Source organism: Arcobacter pernae (assembly GCF_049472135.1).
GTDB lineage: Bacteria > Campylobacterota > Campylobacteria > Campylobacterales > Arcobacteraceae > Arcobacter_B.
Genome location: NZ_JBMOVV010000001.1, coordinates 220,676 through 246,756, shown reverse-complemented (window position 1 = coordinate 246,756; position 26,081 = coordinate 220,676). Strand labels below are relative to the sequence as shown.

The window sequence follows — 26,081 nt, the reverse complement described above, 5'->3', positions numbered from 1 at the left end:
GAAGTATATTTCTAAATTGTAGACATATTGTGAAAAGCTATTTAAGCTTTCCAAAAACTTTATACTTTTCCCAATATATATTTAAAGCTTCTTCTAATTGCTTTGAAGTAAGTTTTGTTGGCTTTTTTACACCAAATCTTTTTATAAAAGCTTCAGGCATGATAGTTTTATCAAAACTAGGATTTCTAAGATATGAACTCATAGCACTTTTTACTTCCCGTTGGGAACTATATTTTAAAAGATATCTATAAAAGTATTTATCAATTGATACTGGTATTTTTTTATGACACTTTACACAATTTTGCTCATATATATTAAGTTCTTTTGATAAAAGAGAAATTGAAATAAAAACTAAAATTAAAAAAACTCTTACCATACTACCTCGATTCTTGTTCCTACTTTTAATTTTGAAGTTACATTTATTTTTAAATCATACTCTTTAGCAATTAAATAGACTATATTAAGACCTATTCCAAAACCACCTACACTCTTATCAAACCTACTATATCTTTCAAAAAGATTTTCTAGATTTTCTTGTGTCATTCCCTTTCCAGAATCTTTTACAACTAATCTATTTCCCTCAAGAGTAACTTCTATAGTACCATTGATTTTATTATACTTAATTGCATTTGATAAAAGGTTATCTATCAGTTTTGAGATTTTTTTCTCATCACAAACTAAATAGATATCTTCATTTATATTTAAAATAAAATCAATTTTTTTAATAGTTGCTAAACTTCTAAAGTACTCTACTCTTTGTTTTACTATTTTTGATAAATTTAAGTTCTCATTTTGAGATATGATTTTATTGTTAAGTGTTAGAAAAGTTAAATCCTCATAAATATTTGATATTGTCTTTGCTCCAATATCTATTCTATTTATCTTCTTTAGAGTCTTTTCATCAAGACTATTTCTATCTATCATCTCTATATTTGAAACTATTGCTGAAATAGGAGTGTTTAATTCATGTGTTGTATCTTTAATAAATCTATCTAACAAATGCAAAGAGTCTCGCATAGGTCTTAAAAATAGTTTTGCAATAAAATATCCAACAATTGACATAAAAATAAAAGCTAATAAACTAAAAGAAATCAACTCATTTTTTACTTTATTAAACCAAACTCTATCATCTTCAATCTCAACAATTATATATTTTGCTCCAAGATAGTATGATTCTGGTTTATCTACATAATGAATTTTTTTATTACTTATGTAAGATACTTCTTCAAAATTTATCTCATTTGAATTTAAAGTAGAAAATATCTCTATTTTATCACTGTCAAAAATAGCAGAATTAAACTTTTCATCTCGAGGATAAAACTTATACTTATCAAAGTTTACATGTAAATCTTTTAATCTAAATAGTAAATTATTAGAGTATTCTTGAAGTATTTGTCTTTTTTCTTGAAGCATTAAATCTTTTTGAAAGTTATAATATAGAAAAGATACAACACCAATAATTATTAAAATTAAAAAAGAGTATAAAAAACCAAAACCAAGAAGAGTTCTAGTTTCACTCTTGGTTAAATCTATATCCGAGCTTTTTGAGACTAACAATTTTATCTTTTCCTAATATTTTTCGTAAATTTTTAATATATGTTCTCAAAGAGTTATCACTATACTCTTCATCATATTCCCATACATTATCATATATTCTGTCATGAACTAAAAGCTCATTTGGATGCTGTAAGAAAAGTTTTAAAAGTTTTAACTCTTTTAAATTTAGTTTTACATCAACTCCATCTTTTTTTAGCTCATTTGATATTAAATCAAACTCAATATTTTGATCTATCTTTATTAAATCTGATTTATTTGAGTACTCTCTTTTTATTATAGTTTGAACTCTAAGTAAAAGCTCTTTTAATTCAAAAGGTTTTCTTATATAGTCGTCACAACCACTATTAAACCCCTCTTCTAAAGACTGCATAGAGTTTAATGATGTAATAAATATAGCTGGTACATTATTATCATCTTCTCTTAATCTTTTTAAAACCTCAAAACCATTAAGTTCAGGTACATTAACATCCAAAAGAAGTAAATCAAAAGAGTTTTCGTAAACTAGTTCTAAAGCTTCTTGTCCATCATAAGCAGGAAGAACTTCGAAACCTTGTTCTTCAAAATAATCAATAACTGTTTCACTTAAAGTTAAATCATCTTCTAATAATAATAATTTTGTTTTCATTTTAATTTACTTTTATTTTTTTCATATTGTTCTTTTTCTTTTGAACTCATAGTAGGTATTCTTTGTTTTAATTCTTTTTTAAAATCTTTCATATTTTGTTTTTCAACATAGCCCATTATGGCGATTAACTCTTGTGTACTCATTTCAGAATAATCAACTTTGGCAAAAGAAATTGTAACAATAAATGAAATTAATAATAAAATCTTTTTCATATATAGTCTCTTTAATTTTTAATTTATTGTATCATAACAAATGTATAATAATTGTAAAATAGTAAGAATAGCAAAAGTAGCAAAAGTTTTGATATTTTATAGCAAAGCTATAGCATATAATGATATTTTACAAAATAAATCACTTTTTTTAAGAAATCTTACTTAATCTATACTAAATTGAAGTATCTTTTTAACTTTGAGTCAATAATATAAGACATATTAAAAAATAATATTATTAGGATTTAAAATGACTAAAGTAGGTAAACTATTTAAAAAGACTCCATATTTTGTAAAAGATATAAATAGAATTCATAAAGATATAAAATTTGTTGAAGAGTTAATAAAAAATTTAATTAATGAAGAACAAATTGAAGAGAACAATTTAGTATATATCTTCTCAAATAATAGAGACAATACTTTACACTTCCACCTACTTTTAAAAAATAGTATAAACAAAGAACATTTAATATCAAAATTTAGAAATGAAAATGTAGAGTTTACTTTTCAATATTTTACTGAAACAAAAACTAAAACTTCTAAAGTTAATACATATTTATTTATAGAAACATTTAAACATCTTCAAGAGTATGAATTAGCAAATGCCTTCAATCATATGATTTCATGTGATGGAGAGAAATTATCTTTATGTATTCAAAAAGAAGATTTAAACCTATTTCAGCCTGACAATATTCAATACAGATATAGAAATATAATACTTGAAAAAGAAGAGTTTGTAAAAGATACATGTATAACTTTTGATATTTCTTATGAAAAACTATTTGAAGATTTAAATCCAAATTTAATTAAACAAGTATGTAAAGACTTAAACCTTACATATAAAAAACTATCTTTTGAATTAGGTTATAAACCTGACACAATTAATAAAGCAGCTTCAACAGGAAAAGTAAGTGAGCAATTAAAAAAAGCTATTCATTTGTACTTGGAAAACTTAAGATTACAAAATGAACTACAAAATTTAGAATTTTTTAAAGAAAAACTTAATGGGATTTTAGTTTAAGTCTTTATAAATATTATTTGACTAAAATCTCAATAAAAAAAGAGAGTTCATGGTTAAGAGTATATTATTAGTATTAGGTACAAGTTTAGTTTTAAGTGGTTGCCTTGGTGGATCAGATAGCGAAGAAGAGAAATGGCACTCATTTATTTACCCTGACAAACAAAACACAAAAAGAAATATGAAAAGCCCTATGAGTTTTTCATCACTACAACAATGTAAAGAAGAATCAATCAAACAACTTGAAACAATGGGGATTTCTAACAGTGGAACTTTCAAATGTGGACTTAATTGTGAATTCCACGATGGAATGAAGCTAGAAATCTGTGAAAAGATGTTAGCCCCTACAGAAAAGTAGCATTTTTGCTATTTTTCTAATATTTCGAACAATTTAAATAACTTTTTAAAAGACTTTTTAAAATTTTTATGTTATAAATCCTATAACAAATAATTTTAAAGGTAATTTATGCGAGTATTAAAACATTTAAACATACTTTATATCCTAAAAACAGAAGTGTCTGAAACTCTTCAAATCTTTCAAGAAAAATCAAACAATTTAATTATAAAAGAGAGTTATAATCAGATTCTAGAAGTTCTAGAACAAAATAGTATTGATATAATTTATAGTGAAGAAAAAATACCTATGAATATATTGAATTCTATTAGAGAAAACTTCCAAAATACTCATATTATTATTTGTACAAGTTTTATTTCCACTCAAGAATACTTCGATGCTATTACATTAAAGAACATTATGTATTTACAAGAAGTACCAACAAAAATAGATTTAAAAGATATCCTTTTAAATATTGTTAAAAACATTGACTCAAATAGTTCAAATATTATTAATTTAGAAGAGAATTTTATTTACGATAGTTATAATAATAGCTTATTAAAAAATAAAACTATTATTTCTCTATCAAAGAAAGAGAATATGTTTTTAAACTATATTATAGATAATAAAGACAGAGCTGTATCATATGATGAAATAAATGACAATTTATGGAATGGTGACATGACTCATAATGCTTTAAGATCTGTAGTAAAAGAAGTTAGAAGAAAAACTTACAAAGATTTAATAAAAAATATTTCTGGTGTAGGATACAGAGTCTCAATTTAACCAATACATTTAAGGTTTACCCTTAAATGTACTTTTTTTTCAATATCAATAATAACTATTAAAATAACAAATAAATTCTAATCAACTAGTTAAAAAATATACAAAGGCTATTATAAATAAGCATTTATAGCTTAAGTATAGCAAAAAAAATATACTCAATAATTATAATTTTTCCTCTCTTTTTTCAAAAACTATCTACAAAAACCTATTTATGGTATTTTTCTTTTTTAAAGAGTATAATTATCATATAGAAAAAATAGCATTATATGCTATAAATAAGGAAACCGATATGTTTAATAACTTATCAATAAAAATAAAATTACTTATTCTAGCAATAAGTTCTATCTTTATAGTATCTACAGTTATTATTGTTGATTCAATATCAAGAGTTAATGAAATAACTGAAAACAACATCACTGATTTCAGAGAAAAAGCTTATACTGCAAAAGAGCTTGAACTTAAAAACTATGTTGAGCTTGCATATAAAGTTATAGAGTCATTTTATAAAAAAGTTGATGGCTCAAATGAAGAAGAGATGAAAAAAGCTGCTTTATTTACTGTAGTTAATATGAGATTTGGCACAGATGGATACTATTGGGTTAATGACTCAAACCATGTTGTTGTAAGTCATGCCGTTAAACCAGCATTAAATGGTAAAAACCTAATTAATCTAAAAGATAAAAATGGTGTTTTTGTTTATCAAGAGATTGTAAAAGCTGCGAACAAAACATCTGAAGGTGGATTAGTTAGATATGTTTGGCCAAAACCAGGTAAAAGCGATGCTCAACCAAAATTCTCTTATGTAAAGAATTTTAAACCATGGGATTTTATTGTAGGAACTGGGGCTTATGTTGATAATGTAGAAAATGAAGTTCTTAAAATGCATGAAAAAGCAAATGATGAGATAAACAGTATTATTATTGAAAGTATTATTATAAGTATTATTATTTCTATTATTGTAGCCTTAGCATTTATTTTTATTTCTAATAAGTTAATTATTGCTCCTTTAAATAGATTTCAAGAGGGATTACTTGATTTCTTTAGTTTTTTAAACAAAGAAAAAAGTGATACTAAAGAGTTAGAGATTGAAGCAAATGATGAAATAGGTTCAATGTCTAAAATTGTAAATGACAATATTATAAAAACTAAAAAACTTATTGATGAAGACCATATTTTAATAAATGATGTAAAACAAATCGTAAAAGCTGTAAGTGAAGGATATTTAGATAAAAATGTAAATGCAACTACTTCAAACCAAGCTTTAAATGAATTAAAAGAACTATTAAATGATATGTTAAGCAATTTACAACAATTAATTGGGGTAAATATCAATAACTTAAGTAGTATATTAGATGCTTATGCAAATAGAGACTTTACAAAAACTTTAGATGAAAAAAATTCTGGAAAAATTGGTAAAGAAATCAATAATTTAAATAGTATGATTACTCAAATATTAAATGACAACTACAAAGATGGAACAATTCTAAATTCAAATGCACAAGAGTTAGCTTCAAATGTTTCAACACTATCTTCAAATGCAACAAGCCAAGCAGCCTCTTTAGAGCAAACAGCAGCATCAATTGAAGAGATAACTGGAAACATAAAACAAACAAGTCAAAAAGCTCAGACTATGCTTGATATTTCTTCTCAAACAAAAGATGCTTCATCAAAAGGTAAAGAGTTAGCTTCAAATACTGCAAAAGCAATGGATGACATTAATGAAAATGTTACAGCAATTACAGATGCGATTACAATGATTGACCAAATTGCATTCCAAACAAATATCTTATCACTTAATGCTGCTGTTGAAGCTGCTACTGCTGGTGAAGCTGGTAAAGGTTTTGCTGTTGTTGCTCAAGAAGTTAGAAACTTAGCAGCTAGATCTGCTGAAGCTGCTAAAGAGATTAAAGATTTAGTTGAAAGTGCATCTGAAAATGCTAATAAAGGTAAAAATATTAGTACAAATATGATTGATGGATTTACTGATTTAGAAGATAAAGTACTTCAAACAAATCAATTAATTGATGATGTTACAAATGCAGCAAGAGAACAAACAATAGGAATGTCTCAAATCTCAGATGCAATTAACCAATTAGACCAATTTACACAACAAAATGCACAAATCGCTGAAAAAGCAAATCAAGTTGCTTTAAAAACAGATGAAATTGCAAAACATGTAGTTGAAAACGTAGAAAAAAACAACTTCAATAAAAACTAAAAAACACCCTATTTTGGGTGTTTTCATAATTCACTAACTAACTTTAAACCTTAATTTATCCTATTTATTGTAAAACAATCTTTTAACAAAATTTGAAAGAGAGTTATGAAAGAAGAAATTTCAATAAAATATATATTTAAACTTCTACTTGAAAATAAAAAACACTTAATTTTAGGGCAAATTATTACTATCTTGGCAATTGCAATAAGTGTTCCTATTCCTTTAATGCTTCCTGTTCTTGTTGATGAAGTATTACTTGATAAACCTGATTTATTTATTGATAGTATAAATTGGGCTTTTGGAGAAGGAAATGCTTTTTATTATATTGCTATAGTTACATTTGCAGTAGTTTTCTTAAGACTTATTCATTTTATTTTTACTGTAGTTATTACTAAAATATTTACTAGAATATCAAAATATGTTACTTTTAAAATCAGAGAAAGACTTTTAAATCATCTTAAAAATGTAAGTATGAATGAATATGAAAGTCTAGGTTCAGGGGCTATTACATCAAATTTGATAACTGATATAAATACCCTAGATAATTTTATTATTTCAATTGCTAGTAAATTTGTAGCTTCAATTCTTACTTTAATAGCAGTAGCAATAGTTATAATTGCAATTGACCCTATTTTAGGTCTTATGATACTTTTTATTCAACCAATTGTTATGATTTTATCTAAAAAAATATCTAAAAAAACTGGTGTTTTAAAAAAAGAAGAAAACCAAACAATAGAGTCTTTTCAAGATAGTGTAGGAGAAACTTTAGAGCTTTTTGGTCAAATAAAAGCAAGTAACAAAGAAGCCTACTTTTTTGAAGAAGCTGTAAAAAAAGCAAAAGACATACAAAAAACGTCAAATGAATTTAACTATAAAAGTGTTGCTTTTGAAAGATTTTCATTTACTATTTTTTTAGTAGCTTTTGAGATTTTTAGAGCAACTGGTCTTATTTTGGTTGAATACAATTCATTATCAATTGGTATGATGTTCGCTATGTTTGGATATATCTGGTTTATCATGACACCCGTTCAAGATATTTTAACGATTCAATATTCATATGCAAGCGCAAGTACTGCGTTAACAAGATTAAATAAAATCTTAAATTTACAAACTGAAAAAACAGGAAAACAAGAACTTTGTGTAAAAGATAAGAAGATTGATATATCTTTACATGATTTATGTTTTTCATATAATGAAGAAAAAAATGTACTTGAAAATGTAGATTTAGAGATAAAAGCAGGTGAGAAAGTAGCTTTAATAGGTGCTAGTGGAAGTGGAAAAACAACCCTAGCTCAAATAATTTCAGGTTTTTATTCTAAAAAAAGTGGTGACTTAAGATTTAATGACTATAGTATAGATGTTTTAAATAGACAAAGTATTAGAGATAATATCTTTCTAGTTTTACAAATGCCTATACTTTTTAATAATACTCTTAGATTTAATATCACAATGGGAAATGAAAATATTAGTGATGATGAGATTTTTAAAGCTTTAAAAATTGCCCAGCTTTATGAAGCAGTTGAAAAAATGTCTCAAGGACTAGATACTATTGTAGGAAGACATGGAGTTAGATTAAGTGGTGGTCAAAGACAAAGACTTTCAATAGCAAGAATGATTATAGCAAATCCTGCTGTAGTGATTTTTGATGAGTCAACTTCTGCACTTGATGTATCAACAGAAGCTAAACTATTTAGTGCATTAACTCCTGTACTAAAAGATAAAACAGTTATTACTATTGCCCATAGACTAAGTACAGTTAAAAATGCTACAATGATTTATGTTTTAGATGATGGAAAGATTGTCCAAAGAGGAAATCATGAACAACTTGAAGAAGTTGAAGGTCATTATTTAGAATTTGTTAAAAATCAATTGATATAATTACAATAAAAAAGGAGAGAATTTGGACGCAGTAAATTTAAGAAATTACTTTTTTTATCTTGCAACATCAGTAGTAATAATAGCAGGGTTAAAAGTAGCAAGTGAAATAGTGGTATTACTATTTCTGTCCATTTTCATCTCATCTATTATTTCATCACTTTTAAAATTTTTACAAAAAGGGAAAGTTCCTAAACTAATCTCATATTTGATTGTTTTATCAATTATAATGATTTTTTCACTGTTGGTTTACTATATTATAAATATTTCATTGAAAGATTTTTTAAGCAATATCAATTCATATGAAAAAGGTTTCAATGACCTAATAGTAAGTACAATTAGTTTGATTGAGCAGTATGGATATACAGTTGATAAAGACCAGATTTTACAAACTTTAAATCTTAGTTCATTCTTTGGGTTTACAACAAATTTAATAGGAAATATAGGTAGTTTCTTATCAAAATTCCTACTTATTATAATTGGTATTGCATTTATTTTAGCAGAGAGTAAATCTTTTGAAACAAAACTAAAAATGATATTTAGATCAGATGCTCAAAAATTAAAACATTTTAATCTGTTTTCACATAATATTCAAAAATACTTTTTAGTAAAATCAACTACGAGTTTTTTAACTGGTTTTATTATTGCTATAACTTTAATCTATTTTGATGTTGACTACCCTATTTTATGGGGTGTTATTGCAATGCTTTTTAACTTTGTACCTGTTGTAGGATCTATTATTGCAGCAATTCCTGCTGTTTTATTATCATTACTAAACGCAGATATAAATACAACAATAATTTTAATCATATTATATATGACTATTAATATTTCTATTAGTAATATTATTGAGCCAAAACTTATGGGTAAAGAGTTAGGTCTTTCACCTTTAGTAATATTTTTCTCATTAATTTTATGGGGATGGGTATTAGGAATAGTTGGGATGTTCTTAGCAGTTCCAATAACTATGACATTAAAAATTGCATTTAATTCAAATAGTAGTACACATTGGATTGCTATACTTATGTCAGATTTATCAAAAAATAGAAAAGACAGAGAGAGTAAATTTTAACTCTCTTTATCTAAATCTTTATTCTTTTTATTTAAACTATTTTCATACTTTTTTTCTGCTATTACTTTTATCAAAATAAGTACCACAAGTACTGGTATAGCATACCATTCATTTAAATAGCCATTTTTTGTAAGTTCTTCAAAATCAAACAAGATTAACCCTAAACTTTTTGTTTCATTGTTAAGTCTAAATTACTTGTATAAGTTAATACATCAGAATTAAAAATAGCTACTTCTTCATCTTTGAACTGAGATATGATATCTTTTGCCCAATTACTAATATCAACATTGTAAGCATTTCCCATTCTTGAAGAGTTTGAGTTTGAAACCTTCTCTGCTCTTTGAACTTGTCTGTTAAAATCTGGTTGATTTGGTGATGATATAGTACTACTGTTTATTCTCATATATTAACTCTTTTTAGACTTTTAATAGTTTTGATTATATAAGATTTTTTATTAGAGCTTACTTTTGGAGTTTAAATAAGGTAAACCAATAAGCCGAGTTCTGTTTTTAAGACAATAATTTATCTAGTTAGCAAATTACTTAGCTAATCTTGCAAAGACCAAAAATGTGAAGCTTAATACCGGGTCTTCTTGCTGCTGGTTGGGTTTACAAAGCACTTAAGATTACTCAAAAGTCTGGTGAGCTCTTACCTCACCGTTTCACCATCACCGATAAATCGGCTGTCTACTCTCTGTTGCACTATCCCTTAGGTTACCCTAGCCATTCTCTAAATGGAACCATACTTCACTGCAGCCCGGACTTTCCTCTTGAACTTATTGTTCAAGCTATTGTCTGGTTTACCTTAAAGAGGCGAAATTATATCCAATTTTTCTTAAACTTTATTTTCTTATGATGTCATAATAATCAGGAGCTGTAAATTTAAAAATATCATCTTCTATTTTATCATTTATTACAGACTCGTCAAATTTTATTGTTACACTATTTTCTAACTTGTCATTATAAGAGATTGTATCTATTTTATTCTCTTCATCAGTAGTTTTTATAAGATAATCAACATTTTGATAGTTTGCTAAAAAACTATTTTTTTCTACTTCTTTTGCACTTTTTAAAAGTTTAATAATATTTACTTCTGTTTCTAAAGTTGTGTAAATAGCTTGTTCTAACTCTGGTTCATCTATTATTGCAAAACTATTTAAAACATATACATTTTTTATAATTGGTGTTTTATATTTCCATAAGATTTTTCCATCTTTTTTTATAAAAACAGCTCCTTTATACTCTATTGTTTTTCCCGTTGTTGATTTAATACTTTGAGTAAAATTAGACTTGAATGTATCTAACTTTTCAATATTAATTGAAGCATTTGAAATTAATGTGAAACCAATTAGAAACAATCCTATTTTATAAAACATACTTTAACCTTTTTTTCTATATAATCTTGGGGATTATAACAAAAAGGAATTAATTTTATGTTTAATGTTTTTTCAAAGATTTTTGGTACTCGAAATGATAGAGAAGTAAAACAATATAGAAAAAGAGCTGAAGCTATTAATGCCTTAGAAAGTAAATACGAAAGCTTAAGCGATGAAGAATTACAAGACAATTTCAACGAGTTAAAAAAACAAGTACAAGAAGAGAATAAGTCACTAGATGAAGTACTTCACGATGCCTTTGCAATTACAAGAGAGGCAAGTAAAAGAGTTCTTAACATGAGACCTTATGATGTGCAGCTTATTGGTGCTATGGTACTTCATGAAGGTAGAATTGCTGAAATGAAAACAGGTGAAGGTAAAACTTTAGTTGGTTCACTTGTAGTTTCATTAAATGCTTTAACTGGTAAAGGTGTGCATGTAGTAACAGTAAATGATTACCTTGCATCAAGGGATGCTTCTGAATTAGAACCATTATACAACTTCTTAGGATACAGCGTTGGTGCTATTACTGGCGATATTAGAGATGATGGATTAAGAAGAGAACAATATTCAGCTGATATTACATATGGAACAAATAATGAATTTGGATTTGATTATTTAAGAGATAATATGGTTTTAGATATCAATGAAAAAGTTCAAAGAGGACATAGCTTCGTAATCGTTGATGAAGTTGACTCTATTTTAATTGATGAAGCTAGAACACCACTTATTATTAGTGGACCTACAAACCATAAAAATTCTAACTATGTAAAAGCTAATCAAATTGCTTTATCTTTAGAAAGAGGTGAAGTTATTGAGCCAAAAGACCCAACTGAAAAAGTTAAAACTACTGGTGACTATACAGTAGATGAAAAAAACAGATCAGTTTCACTAACAGAACAAGGTATAGAAAAAGCAGAACAACTTTTTGAAGTAGATAATTTATACTCATTAGAAAATGCTATGTTATCACATAGTTTAGACCAAGCTTTAAAAGCTAACTACATTTTTGTAAAAGATGTAGATTATGTTGTAAAAGACAACCAAGTTATAATCGTAGATGAGTTTACTGGAAGATTAAGTGAAGGTAGAAGATTTAGTGAAGGATTACACCAAGCTTTAGAAGCTAAAGAGAATGTATCTATTCAAGAAGAGTCTCAAACATTAGCTGATATTACATTCCAAAATTACTTTAGAATGTATGATAAACTAGCTGGTATGACAGGTACAGCACAAACAGAAGCAACTGAATTTGCTGAAATTTATAACTTAGATGTTGTATCAATTCCTACAAATGTTCCTGTACAAAGAATTGACAGAAATGACTTAATCTACAAAAGTGAAAGAGAAAAATTTGAAGCAGTATGTAATAAAATCAAAGAGTTACATGAAAAAGGACAACCTGTTCTTGTTGGTACTGCCTCAATTGAAAAATCAGAAGCATTACATAAAATTTTAAAAGACAAAAAAATTCCACATACTGTTTTAAATGCAAAACAACACGAAAAAGAAGGTAAAATCATCTCTGATGCTGGACAAAAAGGTGCAGTAACTATTGCTACAAACATGGCAGGTAGAGGGGTTGATATTAAACTATCTCAAGAAATTTTAGACCTTGGTGGTTTAGCAATTATTGGTACTGAAAGACATGAGTCTAGAAGAATCGATAACCAGCTTAGAGGTAGATCAGGTAGACAAGGTGATGTGGGTGAATCTCAATTCTACTTATCACTTGAAGATAACCTACTTAGAATCTTTGGTTCAGATAAAATTGCTGGTATTATGGAAAGAGTTGGTATTGAAGAAGGTGAACATATTGAGTCAAGAATGGTTACAAGAGCCGTTGAAAATGCTCAGAAAAAAGTTGAAGCTATGCACTTTGAAAGTAGAAAGCACCTACTTGAATACGATGATGTAGCAAATGAGCAAAGAAAAGTAATCTATTCATTTAGAAATGACCTTTTAAGACCTGATTATGATATTGATTCTAAACTTGAAGAAAATAGAGCTGAGTATATTGCAAACATTTTAGCTGATGCTGAGATTATTGATGGTATGCCAACAGAAGATTATAACTATGATTACATTATTGCCAAGTTTAAAGAAGAGCTACACTTGTTAGTAAATAAAGAAGATATTGAATCTGAATCATTTGAAGAGTTAGAAGAAAAACTAATCTCTATTATAAAAGAAGTTTACGAGAAAAAAATGTCAATTGCAGCTCCTGAGCAAAAATCTGAAATAGAAAGAGTACTTTACTTACAAATTTTAGATAATGCTTGGAGAGAGCACTTATACTCAATGGATACATTAAAAACTGGTATTGGACTTAGAGGTTATAACCAAAAAGATCCACTTGTTGAGTACAAAAAAGAGTCTTATAATATGTTCATTGAATTAATTTCAAATATCAAAACAGAAATTATTAAGATTTTATTTACAGTACAACTTCAATCAAATGAAGATACACAAAAAGAACAAGAAGCATTAGCTAAAATGAAAGAGCAAATGGAAGAGGCAAATGAAGGTGCTATTACAAATGTAGAAGAAGAAAAAATCTTCGCAGGTGAAAAGAAAATAGCAAGAAATGACCCTTGTCCTTGTGGTTCTGGTAAAAAATATAAACAATGTCATGGAAAAAGCGGACCTAAAAGAGGTTTAGCAGCAGGTAACTAGTTTGAATAAAAAGTTAGTTAACTTTATTGTAAAAAAATACCTAAGATTTGACAAAAAAAACCCTTTCATTTCTATAAGTGCCATTTTGGCATTTATAGGGGTTTCTATTGGGGTTATGGTTCTTATTTTATCAATGGCAATTATGAATGGTACAGCAAAAGAGTTTGAAAAAAAACTTTTTACTATGAACTATCCTATTACTATCTATTCTAAGTTCTCAAATGGTTTAGATGAAAATATTTTAAATCAACTTCAAGAAAAATATCCAAACTTAATGTTTTCGCCATATATTTCTTCACAAGCTATTATTCAAAGTGGTGATGCTATGAGTGGAGGTATGATTTTTGGTGTAATCCCTCAAAAAGAAGCAAAAATAAACTCTATTTATAAAGAAGCTTTAGGAGATTTAGAACTTAGAAAGTATGATATTATAACAGGTCAAGGAATAAGCGATAAACTATATTTAAACAAAGGTTCAAAAGCTACTTTATATTTCACAGATTTAAATCCTACTGGTTTTTCTATGATTCCTAAAATGAAAAGATTTACTTTTCAAGAATCATTTAGATCAGGTCTAAATGCCTATGATAAAGCATATATGTACACATCAATTGGGGCTTTAAGAACTCTTCTAAAAAGAGAAGAAGGAAGTTTTGATGGGATTCATGTTTATTCTGATAATGCCTTTGAAGATATTAAACTTATTGCAAATGACTTAGAAGGAACAGGTGCTGGAGTTATTGGATGGTGGCAACAAAATGGAAACTTCTTTGCTGCTATGAAGATGGAAAAAACAGCATTATTTATAGTTTTAATGCTTATAATTTTAGTAGCTTCACTAAATATCATATCTTCACTTTTAATGACAGTTATGAGTAGAAGAAAAGAAATAGCCCTACTTTTATCTATGGGTGCAAGTGTAAAAGAGATAAAATCAATCTTTTTAAAACTAGGAACTATTATAGGTTTCTCAGGAATCTTATGTGGGATTGCTTTAGGTTTTATAGGTCTTTGGGTTTTAGATACATTTGATATTGTATCTCTTCCTGCTGATGTTTATGGAACAGCAAAACTTCCACTTGATTTAGCTACAAGTGATTTTGTTTCTATTGTAGTAGGTGCAGTTGTTATTGTACTTTTATCTTCATATTATCCTGCATCAAGAGCAACAAAAATTGATGTAATTGATGTATTAAGAAACGAATAATTCTTTCGTTTCTTAAACCTTTGGAAGAGTTAAAGTAAAAGTAGTACCTACTTTCTCTTCACTACTACAAGTTATTGTTCCATTTAATTTTGTAGTTACTAAATTATAAACTATACTTAATCCTAATCCACTTCCACCACTGTCTCTACTTGTAGTGTAAAAAGGATTAAAAATTTTAGAAATATTGTCTTTACTAATACCTTTTCCATAATCTTTAAACTCTATAACTATCTCATCTTCATTATTATGAACTAAAATATCAATTGAATTTTCGTCGTTTTTAGAGTATGCATGTCTGATTGTATTAAGTATTAGATTTGTAAAAATTTGAGAATATGCTCCTGGATGACTGTTTATTAAAATATTGTCAGAACACTCAATATTAATCTTTACTTTTGTTTTTTTAGTTATGTTATTTAAACTAACTAATATTTCTTCTAAATACTCTAAAAGATTAAACTCTCTTTTTTCATCGCTAGATTGATCAACAGCTACTTGTTTAAAACTTCTTACTAAGTGGGCTGTTTTTTCTAGATTGATATTTATTGTTTTTGATAACTCATTTGATGTTTGAATAAACTCTTCAAACTCTTCTTCACTTAAATTTCCTTCTTTATAATCTTTTTCAAGTTTACTAGTCATTGACATAAAGTGTGTGATACCTGTAAGAGATAACCCAACAGGAGTATTAATCTCATGAGCAACACCAGCCACAAGTTCTCCTAATCCTGCCATTTTTTCTGACTCAATTAAGTTTTCTTGTGTTCTTTTTAATTCATCCATTGAGTCTTTTAACTCTTTTGTTCTAAGTTCAACTTTTTGTTCCAAAGTTTCATTTAATACTTTGATCTCTTCTTGAGCTTGTTTTCTTGCTTCAATCTCTTGATCTCTTTGATGGATTTTTTCTTCTAATTGTGCATGATGTTCTGTTAACAACTTCTCTTTTTCTTTAAAGTAATTAATCTTTTCATTAAACTGTTCAGGAGTAATTTTCATATCTTTTAATATTTTTCCATAAACATTTGAAAGACTTAAACTCTCTTCTTCAGTAAAAATCTCACTATTTTTTAAAATACTATAAGCCCCCGCTGTTCCTAAAGTACCTGATAATATTTTTTCTATATAAGAGTATACTTTTGATAATTGTAAAATATTCATATTCTCTTTTTTATAAAGATTGAACTCTTTTTTTAATTTAAGCATAATCATATTAGTTTTTCTTGTTGGGAAATAATCATATAAAATAGACTCAAAAATCTTCATCTTCTTGTCAATAGAAATATTATCTTCTAATTGTTCTTTATAATAGTTCTCATTTGATTCTTCCAAAATATTGATAAAGTCTATAGCAACTTTTCTTTCAATTTGAGTTGATTTATTAAGTAATGAAAATATTATATAAGCACTAATATTAAACACCATTGTAAAAAATACTGCATGAGGAATAGAACTAAATGACTCTAAACCAAATAATGCAGTTGGCTTTAACATCTCTATAGAAAATAGTCCATTCTCTATAATAGTTTTTGCAAAATCAAATTGAGGAACAATGAGAGTATAAAACCAAACTAAAAATCCTGCTGTTAATCCTGCAATTGCACCTTTTTTATTGGCTCTTTCCCAAAATAAACCACCAATAATAATAGGAGCAAATTGTAAAATAGCAGTAAAAGAGACTAAGCCAACATTTACTATCAAGTTCGTTTTTGAAATATAGATATAAAAAATATAACTAAAGTAAATTACTAAAGCAACAATAACCCATCTAAGAATAAGTAATCTTTTCTTTAAAAATCTTAATCTTGGTGTTGATTGAATTAAAGGTAAAACAAAATAGTTACTAACCATAATAGACATGGCCATAGCTGTAACCATAATCATACTTGTAGAAGCAGAAAAACCTCCAATAAATGCAATGATTGCCAAAATAGGTTCATTCATATCAAGAGGAATTGTTAGAACATAAAAGTCATTTAGGTTATGATCAGTTGAGATAAACTCCCCTGCTAAAGCTATAGGAATAGTAAAAAAAGTTATCAGTAAAAGATATAAAGGGAAAACCCACATAGCTGTTTTGATATGACTAGCATCAGAGTTTTCAACTACACTAATATGAAACTGTCTTGGCAGAAACATCACAGCAAACATTGATAGTATTAAAATACTAATCCATGAAGAATAATCAACTCCAACACTTGAGTTAATATCTTTGAACATTCCACTTGTTCCTGCATTATTTAAAATAGTAGAAATATCTGGATAAACAAAATAAGAAACAAAAACACCAATAACTAAAATTGCTACTAGTTTTATAATTGACTCAATAGCAACAATAAAAACCATCCCAAAGTGTCTTTCAGAAGGGTCAAGTTTTCTTAAACCAAATATTATGGTAAAAAAAGTCATTAATAAAACTATAAACAGTCCTATTTCATCTGAACTTGATTTTGTATTTACATAGTTTGAATGATGACTTATTGTCAAAATATCAATTGATTGAATAATAGCCTTTAATTGAATAGAAATATAAGGTATTATTCCTATTAATGCCCCAAAACTAACTATTGCACCAACTAACATAGATTTGTCATATCTAACAGATATTAAATCGGCTAAACTTGTAACTTTATATCTATCTTTAATTTTTATTAATCTTTGAAGAATTATAGGCCATAAAAAAATAATTAATGTAGGTCCTAAATAAACTGCCAGAAAAATAAGCCCACTACTAGTAACTTTTCCAACACTTCCATAATAAGTCCATGCCGTACAATAAATAGCTAAAGATAAAGAGTATATATAAGCTCTTGATTTTGAAGAAAAAGTAAATCTTTTATTTTCTAAAGAATAAGCAAATATAAATAAAAAAAGCATATAAGCTGAAAAAATAGTAATTACTTCATATAATTCAAACATAATTTACTCTTTTATTTTTAATGAGTCTGCTATTAGTTTTAAAAGTATAATTATTGCAAACCATGAAATATAAACCATTAAAAAGCTTTCAAATAAGGCTTCTTTATTAAAAGTAAAAATTATATAAATATTAATAAAAAGAAATATTAAAACAAAGGCTAAGATTTGAAATACTTTTGACTGAAATAACTTTTTCATAAATAATGTACCAACTATTTAATATTTATATAACATAATACAATATTTAAAGAAATAATGTCAAAAATATGTTATCATAATTAAAAATAGATTTAAAAAAGGCTAATTAATGGCTACTTTAAAATTTGCAAAGAAAAAAAAAGAAGAAACACCTTTAAGTGATGAAAAATGGCGTATTTTAATCTGTGATGATGAAGTTGCTGTGCATACTATCACAAAAACTGTTTTAAGCGATTTTATATTTAAAAATAAAAAACTAGAGTTTATAAGTGCATACAATGCTAAAGAAGCAAAACAAATACTTGAAAATGAAAAAGATATTGCCGTAATCTTATTAGATGTTGTAATGGAAACTGACCATGCAGGGCTTGACTTAGTAAAAGTTATTAGAGAAGAGTTAGATAATAAATTAATTAGAATTATTTTAAGAACTGGTCAACCAGGTTATGCTCCTGAAAAAGAAGTTATTCAAAAGTATGATATAAATGACTATAAAGAGAAAACTGAACTAACTGATATTAAACTTTTTACGACAATGATTAGTGCAATAAGGTCATACAAAGACTTAACAGCTATTTACAAAAGTAAAAAAGGTTTAGAAAAAATCATAGATGCCACAAAAAATATTTATGAAACAAACTCATTAAAACTTTTTGCTAGTGGTGTTTTAAGTCAAATTATTTCTATTTTAAAACTAAATGGTCACTCATTTTTAATTAATGCAGATGGATTTTCTTTAGAAAAAGATGAATCAAATATAAATTTATTAGCTACTACAGGTAAGTTCAATGATAAGTCTTTAGATGAAATTTTAACTCCTGAAATTAAAGATTTAATTAATACTGCTATTGAAAAAAAAGAGTCAATTTTTTTAGAAGACAAATATATAGGATATATTCAAACAGAAAACAATAGACAAAATATAATTTATATAAATGGATTTAATAAGCTAAATAAGTTAGATAAAAACTTAATAAATATTTTCTCAAGTAATGTATCAACTGCTTTTAATAATTTATATTTAAATAAAGAGATTATTGATACACAAAAAGAACTAATTGAAACACTAGGTGAAACAGTTGAAAGACGTTCAAAAGAGGCTTCACATCATGTAAGAAGAGTTGCAAATATCTCATATGAATTAGCGATTAGATATGGATTAAGCGAAGAAGAAGCAAGTCTAATAAGAAATGCTTCACCAATGCACGATGTTGGGAAAATTGGTATTCCAGACTCAATTTTATTGAAACCTGGAAAACTAGATGACAATGAAATGAAAATCATGAAAGAACATGCAAAAATTGGAAGAGATATTTTAGCTCATTCTAAAAAAGATGTTTTAAAAGCTGCTTCAATTATAGCTTATGAACACCATGAAAAATGGGATGGAAGTGGATATCCAAATGCTCTAAAAGGTGAGCAAATCCATATTTATGGAAGAATTACAGCCTTAGCAGATGTATTTGATGCCCTACTTCACAAAAGATGTTATAAAGAACCATGGAGCTTAAAAGATACAATGGACTTAATAAAAGATCAGAAAGGTAAACATTTTGATCCAAAATTAGTTGAAATACTTTTTAATAATATTGAAGTATTTAAAGAAATAGAAGGAATAGATTAAAACTACTCCTTTTATTTATCTCCTAAATCCTTTATAAACTCAAAAAGTTTTACAGGTGATTCTAAAATTCTTTTACCTATATTTACAGGAACGAAGAAAGCATCTTTAGTTAGATTTGTAGAGATTTTTGGATTAGTTAAATCTCCAAAGATATTTACTTGAGTTGCTACTCTTTTGTTTTCTCCTAGCAATACATAATTTACAACAGGAATATTTCCTACAATAGATGAGTAGTCTTTAAAGAAAATTAGTTTAATTTTTGAATCTAATTGCATTGAATTTAAATCAACTTTTCCAACACCATCAAAATCAATACCATTTCCAACAGTGACAAGTTTATTTACATCAAGCTTCTTATTTTTATTATCATAAACAAACTCTAAAACTCCATCAATTATTTGATAACCAGTTAAATTAAACCCTTTATTTGAAGCCATAGAAACTACAGAAGGAACTGCTAGTAGAGGATTTATTAAAGCAGGAGAACTATGAATAAAAATAAGTAAGTTATTAATAATAGCTAAATCTTTTATTTTTACATTTGTTAATATTGTTTTACCTTTTAAATTATGTTCATAACCATTTGCTAAAAACATAAGTTTTCCGCCTTCAATTATCTCTTTATCAAAAATCGTATTTACAAATTTATCACTTATATCATTACCATAAATATCTATTTTCCCATCTTTAGTCTCTTTGTAAGTAATGTCTGTTTTATCATGCATTAGATGAAGATACTTACTTTTGTCTTCTTTTAATCTAAACTCATAAGTATTTGCTAAAAATTTAAAGTTTTCATTTATAATTAGATTAGAGTTTTTACCAGTAAGATTTATTATCTTAAATTTGCTTTCTTCTTGATTTTTTAAATCTACTAAAATATCATAACCATCTAAATTTAAATCAAGTCTATTATCATTTTTTATACTTAAGTCAAGTTTATTATCATGTGATTTTATACTAATTTCATTTTCAAGTATTTCACCTTTTAAACTTAAAGTATCAACTTTTTTATCATCTTTTGATAAAGGTATATTAAGTTTCTGCATTTCAGCTTCAAATAAAACTTTTTTATTTTTAATATTTGCTGTAACTTTTTTCAAAAAAACTTCTAAATCACTAGTTCTTAAAAGTAAATCTTCACCTTTAACTAAAAAATCAAAAGATGAACTACTTGAATCACTTTTTCTTAAATCAACTAAGTAATCTTTTAAAAAGATTTCTGTAGTTTCATCATCAATAAAAAGTTTTAAATTATTATCAAGTGAAGAGATATAAGTTTTTCCATCTTTTACCTCTGCTTTAATTTCTAAGCTTTCAACTTGCTTTTCATCTTTAAAGATAGGATAATCAAGTTTTGAAATCAAACCATTGAAACTTAAATTCTTTTCATCATTAATCTTTAGTTTTAAATTACCTTCTTTTATGGAATTATTTTTTAAAACTTCAGAGTAGTTATAGATTTTAGATAAATCTTTTAAAGTTACATTGATTGTATCATCAACAAAAATATTTAAACCAAACTCTGATAAAGAAATATCAACAGCTTTTGAAAAATCTAAATCAATACTACTTTTTTTATTTTTTATTTCAATAATATCTTGTTTTTTTGTGGCTATTTTAAAATTATCAATCAGCACATTTCCATTGGCTTTTAATGTATTAGTATCTAAATTCAAACTATTAATTGTAGCTTTCAACATCTCTTTATGAGCAAAATCAGAATTCTTAATTCTAATTATTGAACCATCCAAAACCACATTTGCTCTTTTCGTATAAAATTCAAAATTATTAGCTTTAATCTTTGCATTTTCTACCAAGAAAGTCCCTTTTGTACTCATACCTTTTTTTAATGAATATGGAACTTTGATAAGTAAAGAAGTTTTAGTCTTCCCTGATTCTTGAATTAATGGGATTTTTATCTTATATGTTTTTAATAAATCCAAAATAGTTTGATTTAGTTTTGATTGGGATTTTATATTAACTTCAACAACTCCATTATTTTGACTTGCCAAATTTCTTATTACTACAAAACTTCCATCGATATCAACATCTTCATATTTAGGTTTTAAAAGATTAATATGTAAATTTCCATTTTTGAACTCTAAATCAACTTCTTTAGAATCAACAGTACTAGCACCTTTTTGAAAATTTATTTTTGCATCAAATAGTTTTGCAGTTCCCTTTAAAGATTTTTCAATAACATTTTTTCTTTCTAAATCAACTTGTCCATAAAAATCTTCTAATTTAATATCAGCTTGAACATTATCATACATCCAATCTTCTGCATCAACTGAAAGTCTGAAAAACTTTTTTAAAAATGATAAACTTCTAAATCTATTAGAATTTATATAAAATTCTGCAATTTTTTGTGTCATTTCAAGTTTTAACTCACCATTAACATCTTCATAAAAATATTTACCAAAATAGTCTAATTTTTCATTAAAATAGTCGATTTTTACTTTTCCATCAAGTAATATTCCCAAATCTTTTAAATGCAATGAATACATATCAAATACCACTTGATGAGACAAAAAGTCTAGTTTTGAAGAGAAGTTTACAAATTTGTTATCTAAATATATTGACTCTTCATTTAATGAAATCGTAAATTCATTTCCATCAATTATCAATCTTTCAACATGAACTTTTTTAAAGATTTTTAAAATATTAGGAAGAAGTTCTATATTCTTTTTTAAATCATCATATGAGCTTTCTACTTGTGATTTTTTTGACTTATATTCGATATTTTCAATATCTACAATAAGCTTTTTATCTAGTTTTATATAAAATTGCGAAACATTTATATTATTAAAAGAGAAAGAGTCTATTTTTATGCCTGCTAATAACAGTGAAAACACCGAAACTATAGTCAAAAAAAGAAAAACTAATAAAAGTTTAGTTATCTTCAACATTATTGAATTATTCCTTATAAGTATAATAGTTATTTTATTTTATGTAACTATCCCTATGACATCTACAAAAGTTTTGTACATACCAAAAGGTAGTACTAATTCTATAATATCATACCTAAATAAAAGTGGCTTTGAGCTTAATATAATAGATAAAGTTATGCTAAGAGGTTTAGGTTTTATTCAAAGTGGTTGGATAGATATAAATCAAAATGAACTAACAAAAATGGATTTTTTATATAAGCTTACAAATTCAAAAGCTGCTTTAAAATCAGTAACATTAGTTCCAGGTGAGACAAATTATGTTTTAATAAAAAAGTTAGCATCTAAGTTTAATTTATCAGAAGAGAAACTTTGGGAAGTTTATAATAAACATGCATACAAAGAAGATGGAAATATTTTAGCAGATACTTACTCTTTACCTTATGGAATGAAAGAAGATCATCTAATTCTTTATTTATTATCTCAGACAAGTAAAAAATATGAAGAGTTTTCAAAAAAAATCTTTGGTATTTATGATAAGAAGAAGTGGTACTATTATATAAGTTTAGCTTCTATTGTTCAAAAAGAATCAGCAACAGTTGATGAAATGCCTATTGTTTCAAGTGTAATTCACAATAGACTAAAAAAAGGTATGAAACTTCAAATGGATGGAACTTTAAACTATGGAAAATATGCCCATCAAAAAGTTACTGCACAAAGAATTAGAGAAGATGAAACTTCATATAATACTTATAAATACGCAGGCCTTCCTAAAAATCCAGTTTCAGCTGTTGGCTTAAATGCAATTAAAGCTGCAATCTTTCCTGTAAAAAGTGATTATCTTTATTTTGTAAGAGATAATAGAACAGGTTTACATAAATTTGCTAATAGCTATAGAGAGCATGTAAATAACATTAATGCAAACAGAGGTGTTAAAAAAAGTTACACTAAAGTAAAAGAAGTAGAAACAAAAATAGATAAAGAAGCTAAAACTATTATGGAAACCGATGTTACGAAACAAAAGCCTACATCTATTAAAGATTTATGGATGAATATAAAATAATAATTGTGAAAATATGAAACAAACACATTTTTGACATATTTTTAATTATAAATTTAAATTATGATAAATTTAAGTAGTGATAAGATATTGACATCATAAAAATTTAAATTTAGGAAATAACATGTCAAAGATCATTTACACAAAAGTTGATGAAGCGCCAGCATTAGCGACGTACTCTTTCTTACCAATAATTAAAGCTTTCACAAAAAGCTCTGGTATTGAAATGGTTACAAAAGATATCTCTTTAGCAGGAAGAATTCTTGCTAACTTCCCAGAGAACTTAACAGAAGATCAAAAAATCGGTGATCACTTAGCAGAACTTGGAGAATTAACACAAGATCCAACAGCAAATATCGTAAAATTACCAAACATTTCTGCTTCAATTCCTCAATTAAAAGCAGCAATTAAAGAGTTACAAGAAAAAGGTTTCAATGTACCTAACTATGACGAGTCAGAAGAGATTACTGCAAGATATGCAAAAATCTTAGGTTCTGCAGTTAACCCTGTATTAAGAGAAGGTAACTCAGATAGAAGAGCTCCAGGTGCAGTTAAAAACTACGCTAAAAATAACCCTCATAGAATGGGTGAGTGGAAAAAAGACTCTAAAACTGATGTAGCTCATATGGACAGTGATGACTTCTACGGTGCAGAAGTTTCAACTACTATGGAAAGTGCAAATGACGTAAAAATTTCTTTCTTTGATGAAAATGGAAATGAGAAAGTATTAAAAGCTTCAACTCCACTAGAAGCTGGTGAAGTAATTGATGCAACAAGAATGAGTGCAGCAGCATTACAAGAATTCTACCAAAAAGCAATTGATGAAGCTAAAGAAAGAGATGTATTATTATCTTTACACTTAAAAGCTACAATGATGAAAGTTTCTGACCCAATTATGTTTGGATATGCTGTAAAAGTATACTTCAAAGATTTAATTGAAAAACACGGAGCTTTATTTGACGAAATTGGTGTAAACTTCAACAATGGTCTTGGAGACTTATACTCTAAATTAGATGATTTAGATGAAGCTAAAAAAGCTGAAATCTTAGCTGATATTGATGCAGTATACGCTAAACAACCAAGACTTGCTATGGTTAACTCTGCAAAAGGAATAACTAACTTACATGTACCATCTGACGTAATTATTGATGCTTCTATGCCTGCAATGATTAGAGGTGGTGGAAAAATGTGGAATACTGAAGATAAAGAAGAAGATACTTTAGCTATGATTCCAGATAGATGTTATGCAAAATCTTTCCAAGCAGTTATTGATGATTGTAAAGAAAATGGTGCATTAGACCCTAAAACAATGGGAACTGTTCCAAATGTTGGTCTTATGGCTAAAAAAGCTGAAGAGTATGGTTCTCATGATAAAACTTTCCAAGCTGAAGGTAAAGGAACTATCAAAGTTATCGATAAAGATGGTAACGATGTATTTACATTTGACGTTGAAGAAGGTGATATCTTCAGAATGTGTCAAGCAAAAGACGCTCCAATTAGAGACTGGGTTAAATTAGCAGTTACAAGAGCAAGATTATCGAATACTCCTGCAATTTTCTGGTTAGATGAAAATAGAGGTCACGATGCACAACTTATCAAAAAAGTAAATGAGTACTTAAAAGAGCACGATACTGAAGGTTTAGATATTTCTATCATGGCTCCTGTTGAAGCTACTAAAAAATCTTTAGAGAGAATGAGACAAGGTTTAGATACTATTTCTGTAACAGGAAACGTATTAAGAGACTACAACACAGACTTATTCCCAATCTTAGAGCTTGGAACTTCAGCTAAAATGTTATCAATCGTTCCATTAATGAAAGGTGGAGGATTATTTGAAACTGGTGCTGGTGGATCTGCTCCTAAACACGTACAACAATTTGTTGAAGAGTCTTACTTAAGATGGGATTCATTAGGTGAATTTATGGCATTAGCTGCTTCATTCGAGCACTTAGCAAATACTCAAGATAATGCAAAAGCACAAGTTTTAGCTGATACTTTAGATAAAGCTACAGGAACTTTCCTTTTAAATGACAAATCGCCTGCAAGAAAATTAGGTTCAATTGACAATAGAGGTTCTCACTTCTACTTAGCAATGTACTGGGCACAAGAATTAGCTGCACAAACTGCTGATGCAGATTTAGCTGCAGAATTTGCTCCAATTGCAGAAGCAATGACTTCAAATGAAGAGAAAATTCTTGCTGAATTAGTAGCTCCTCACGGAACTCCTGCTGATATCGGTGGATACTACTTACCAGATGATGCAAAAGCTAGTGCAGCGATGAGACCATCTGCTACATTAAACGCAATCATTGGATAATAAAATTATTTCCTAAAAAAGAGAAGTTTTAAACTTCTCTTTTTTATTCTTACTTTTAAACAATCTACAATCCATAAATAAGCCCCAACTTGCTATAATAAATAAAATTTTTATTATTAAAGG

At 27.0% G+C, this 26,081-nt stretch carries 21 protein-coding genes and 1 other RNA gene; 11 read left to right on the top strand and 11 right to left on the bottom strand.

Features of this window, described 5'->3' with window-relative positions; all coding sequences use genetic code 11:
• Window positions 1–37 precede the first annotated feature (37 nt).
• From ACH5BF_RS01245 to ACH5BF_RS01230, 4 genes are read right to left on the bottom strand one after another with little or no spacing between them, the layout of a single operon-like run.
• Window positions 38–376 (bottom strand): hypothetical protein, encoded by a 339-nt coding sequence (locus ACH5BF_RS01245; protein ID WP_423272166.1) that lies wholly within the window; start codon window positions 374–376, stop codon window positions 38–40.
• On the bottom strand, window positions 370–1,557 hold the full coding sequence (locus ACH5BF_RS01240) for a sensor histidine kinase (protein WP_423272165.1): 1,188 nt from the start codon (window positions 1,555–1,557) through the stop codon (window positions 370–372). Before ACH5BF_RS01240 ends, ACH5BF_RS01245 begins: the two co-directional genes overlap by 7 nt.
• Window positions 1,514–2,182, bottom strand: coding sequence for a response regulator transcription factor (locus ACH5BF_RS01235; protein WP_423272164.1), 669 nt, complete (start codon window positions 2,180–2,182; stop codon window positions 1,514–1,516). The genes ACH5BF_RS01240 and ACH5BF_RS01235 overlap by 44 nt, the downstream gene beginning before the upstream one ends.
• Entirely contained in the window at window positions 2,179–2,394 is a 216-nt protein-coding gene (locus ACH5BF_RS01230; protein WP_423272163.1) for a DUF1104 domain-containing protein, read from the bottom strand. Before ACH5BF_RS01230 ends, ACH5BF_RS01235 begins: the two co-directional genes overlap by 4 nt.
• Before the next feature lie 247 nt (window positions 2,395–2,641).
• On the opposite strand from ACH5BF_RS01230, the gene ACH5BF_RS01225 reads away from it, so the two are divergent.
• The 6 genes from ACH5BF_RS01225 to ACH5BF_RS01200 all read left to right on the top strand — a co-directional run bounded on the left by ACH5BF_RS01225 (window position 2,642) and on the right by ACH5BF_RS01200 (window position 9,694).
• Window positions 2,642–3,412 (top strand): hypothetical protein, encoded by a 771-nt coding sequence (locus ACH5BF_RS01225; protein ID WP_423272162.1) that lies wholly within the window; start codon window positions 2,642–2,644, stop codon window positions 3,410–3,412.
• Between the two features lie 49 nt (window positions 3,413–3,461).
• The gene (locus ACH5BF_RS01220; RefSeq protein ID WP_423272161.1) at window positions 3,462–3,767 is read left to right on the top strand and encodes a hypothetical protein; all 306 of its coding nucleotides are present in this window, start codon (window positions 3,462–3,464) and stop codon (window positions 3,765–3,767) included.
• Window positions 3,768–3,875: 108 nt separating this feature from the next.
• Window positions 3,876–4,529, top strand: a complete 654-nt coding sequence (locus tag ACH5BF_RS01215) for a winged helix-turn-helix domain-containing protein (RefSeq protein ID WP_423272160.1) — start codon at window positions 3,876–3,878, stop codon at window positions 4,527–4,529.
• 289 nt (window positions 4,530–4,818) lie between these two features.
• Window positions 4,819–6,747, top strand: a complete 1,929-nt coding sequence (locus ACH5BF_RS01210; RefSeq protein ID WP_423272159.1) for a methyl-accepting chemotaxis protein — start codon at window positions 4,819–4,821, stop codon at window positions 6,745–6,747.
• 105 nt (window positions 6,748–6,852) lie between these two features.
• Complete coding sequence (locus ACH5BF_RS01205) at window positions 6,853–8,625, top strand: ABC transporter ATP-binding protein (protein ID WP_423272158.1); 1,773 nt, start codon at window positions 6,853–6,855, stop codon at window positions 8,623–8,625.
• Between the two features lie 22 nt (window positions 8,626–8,647).
• Complete coding sequence (locus ACH5BF_RS01200) at window positions 8,648–9,694, top strand: AI-2E family transporter (protein ID WP_423272157.1); 1,047 nt, start codon at window positions 8,648–8,650, stop codon at window positions 9,692–9,694.
• Here the strand turns inward: ACH5BF_RS01200 and ACH5BF_RS01195 are convergent.
• The 4 genes from ACH5BF_RS01195 to lolA all read right to left on the bottom strand — a co-directional run bounded on the left by ACH5BF_RS01195 (window position 9,691) and on the right by lolA (window position 11,069).
• On the bottom strand, window positions 9,691–9,846 hold the full coding sequence (locus ACH5BF_RS01195) for a hypothetical protein (RefSeq protein ID WP_423272156.1): 156 nt from the start codon (window positions 9,844–9,846) through the stop codon (window positions 9,691–9,693). The genes ACH5BF_RS01200 and ACH5BF_RS01195 overlap by 4 nt on opposite strands.
• An 8-nt stretch (window positions 9,847–9,854) precedes the next feature.
• Window positions 9,855–10,097 (bottom strand): hypothetical protein, encoded by a 243-nt coding sequence (locus tag ACH5BF_RS01190; RefSeq protein WP_423272155.1) that lies wholly within the window; start codon window positions 10,095–10,097, stop codon window positions 9,855–9,857.
• Between the two features lie 73 nt (window positions 10,098–10,170).
• Window positions 10,171–10,500, bottom strand: an RNA gene (gene rnpB, locus ACH5BF_RS01185) — RNase P RNA component class A.
• 35 nt (window positions 10,501–10,535) lie between these two features.
• The gene (gene lolA, locus ACH5BF_RS01180; RefSeq protein WP_423272154.1) at window positions 10,536–11,069 is read right to left on the bottom strand and encodes a LolA-like outer membrane lipoprotein chaperone; all 534 of its coding nucleotides are present in this window, start codon (window positions 11,067–11,069) and stop codon (window positions 10,536–10,538) included.
• Between the two features lie 57 nt (window positions 11,070–11,126).
• On the opposite strand from lolA, the gene secA reads away from it, so the two are divergent.
• A complete protein-coding gene (secA, locus tag ACH5BF_RS01175) occupies window positions 11,127–13,745 on the top strand; it encodes a preprotein translocase subunit SecA (protein WP_423272153.1) in 2,619 nt (872 codons plus the stop codon).
• 1 nt (window position 13,746) lies between these two features.
• The gene (locus tag ACH5BF_RS01170) at window positions 13,747–14,952 is read left to right on the top strand and encodes an ABC transporter permease (RefSeq protein WP_423272152.1); all 1,206 of its coding nucleotides are present in this window, start codon (window positions 13,747–13,749) and stop codon (window positions 14,950–14,952) included.
• A gap of 12 nt (window positions 14,953–14,964) precedes the next feature.
• Here the strand turns inward: ACH5BF_RS01170 and ACH5BF_RS01165 are convergent, their stop codons facing one another.
• The gene (locus tag ACH5BF_RS01165) at window positions 14,965–17,868 is read right to left on the bottom strand and encodes a sodium:solute symporter family transporter (RefSeq protein WP_423272151.1); all 2,904 of its coding nucleotides are present in this window, start codon (window positions 17,866–17,868) and stop codon (window positions 14,965–14,967) included.
• A gap of 3 nt (window positions 17,869–17,871) precedes the next feature.
• Window positions 17,872–18,066 (bottom strand): hypothetical protein, encoded by a 195-nt coding sequence (locus ACH5BF_RS01160; RefSeq protein ID WP_423272150.1) that lies wholly within the window; start codon window positions 18,064–18,066, stop codon window positions 17,872–17,874.
• A 109-nt stretch (window positions 18,067–18,175) separates the two neighbouring features.
• Here ACH5BF_RS01160 and ACH5BF_RS01155 point away from each other — a divergent pair, with 109 nt between their 5' ends.
• Window positions 18,176–19,690 carry a DUF3369 domain-containing protein gene (locus tag ACH5BF_RS01155; protein ID WP_423272149.1) on the top strand — a complete coding sequence of 505 codons (1,515 nt, stop codon included), beginning with the start codon at window positions 18,176–18,178 and terminating at the stop codon, window positions 19,688–19,690.
• Window positions 19,691–19,701: 11 nt separating this feature from the next.
• Here the strand turns inward: ACH5BF_RS01155 and ACH5BF_RS01150 are convergent, their stop codons facing one another.
• Window positions 19,702–22,602, bottom strand: coding sequence for a YhdP family protein (locus ACH5BF_RS01150; RefSeq protein WP_423272148.1), 2,901 nt, complete (start codon window positions 22,600–22,602; stop codon window positions 19,702–19,704).
• Window positions 22,603–22,657: 55 nt separating this feature from the next.
• Here ACH5BF_RS01150 and mltG point away from each other — a divergent pair, with 55 nt between their 5' ends.
• Together mltG and ACH5BF_RS01140 are read left to right on the top strand one after the other, a co-directional pair.
• Complete coding sequence (gene mltG / locus ACH5BF_RS01145) at window positions 22,658–23,644, top strand: endolytic transglycosylase MltG (protein WP_423272146.1); 987 nt, start codon at window positions 22,658–22,660, stop codon at window positions 23,642–23,644.
• Window positions 23,645–23,765: 121 nt separating this feature from the next.
• Complete coding sequence (locus ACH5BF_RS01140) at window positions 23,766–25,958, top strand: NADP-dependent isocitrate dehydrogenase (protein WP_423272145.1); 2,193 nt, start codon at window positions 23,766–23,768, stop codon at window positions 25,956–25,958.
• The last annotated feature ends 123 nt before the right edge of the window (window positions 25,959–26,081 follow it).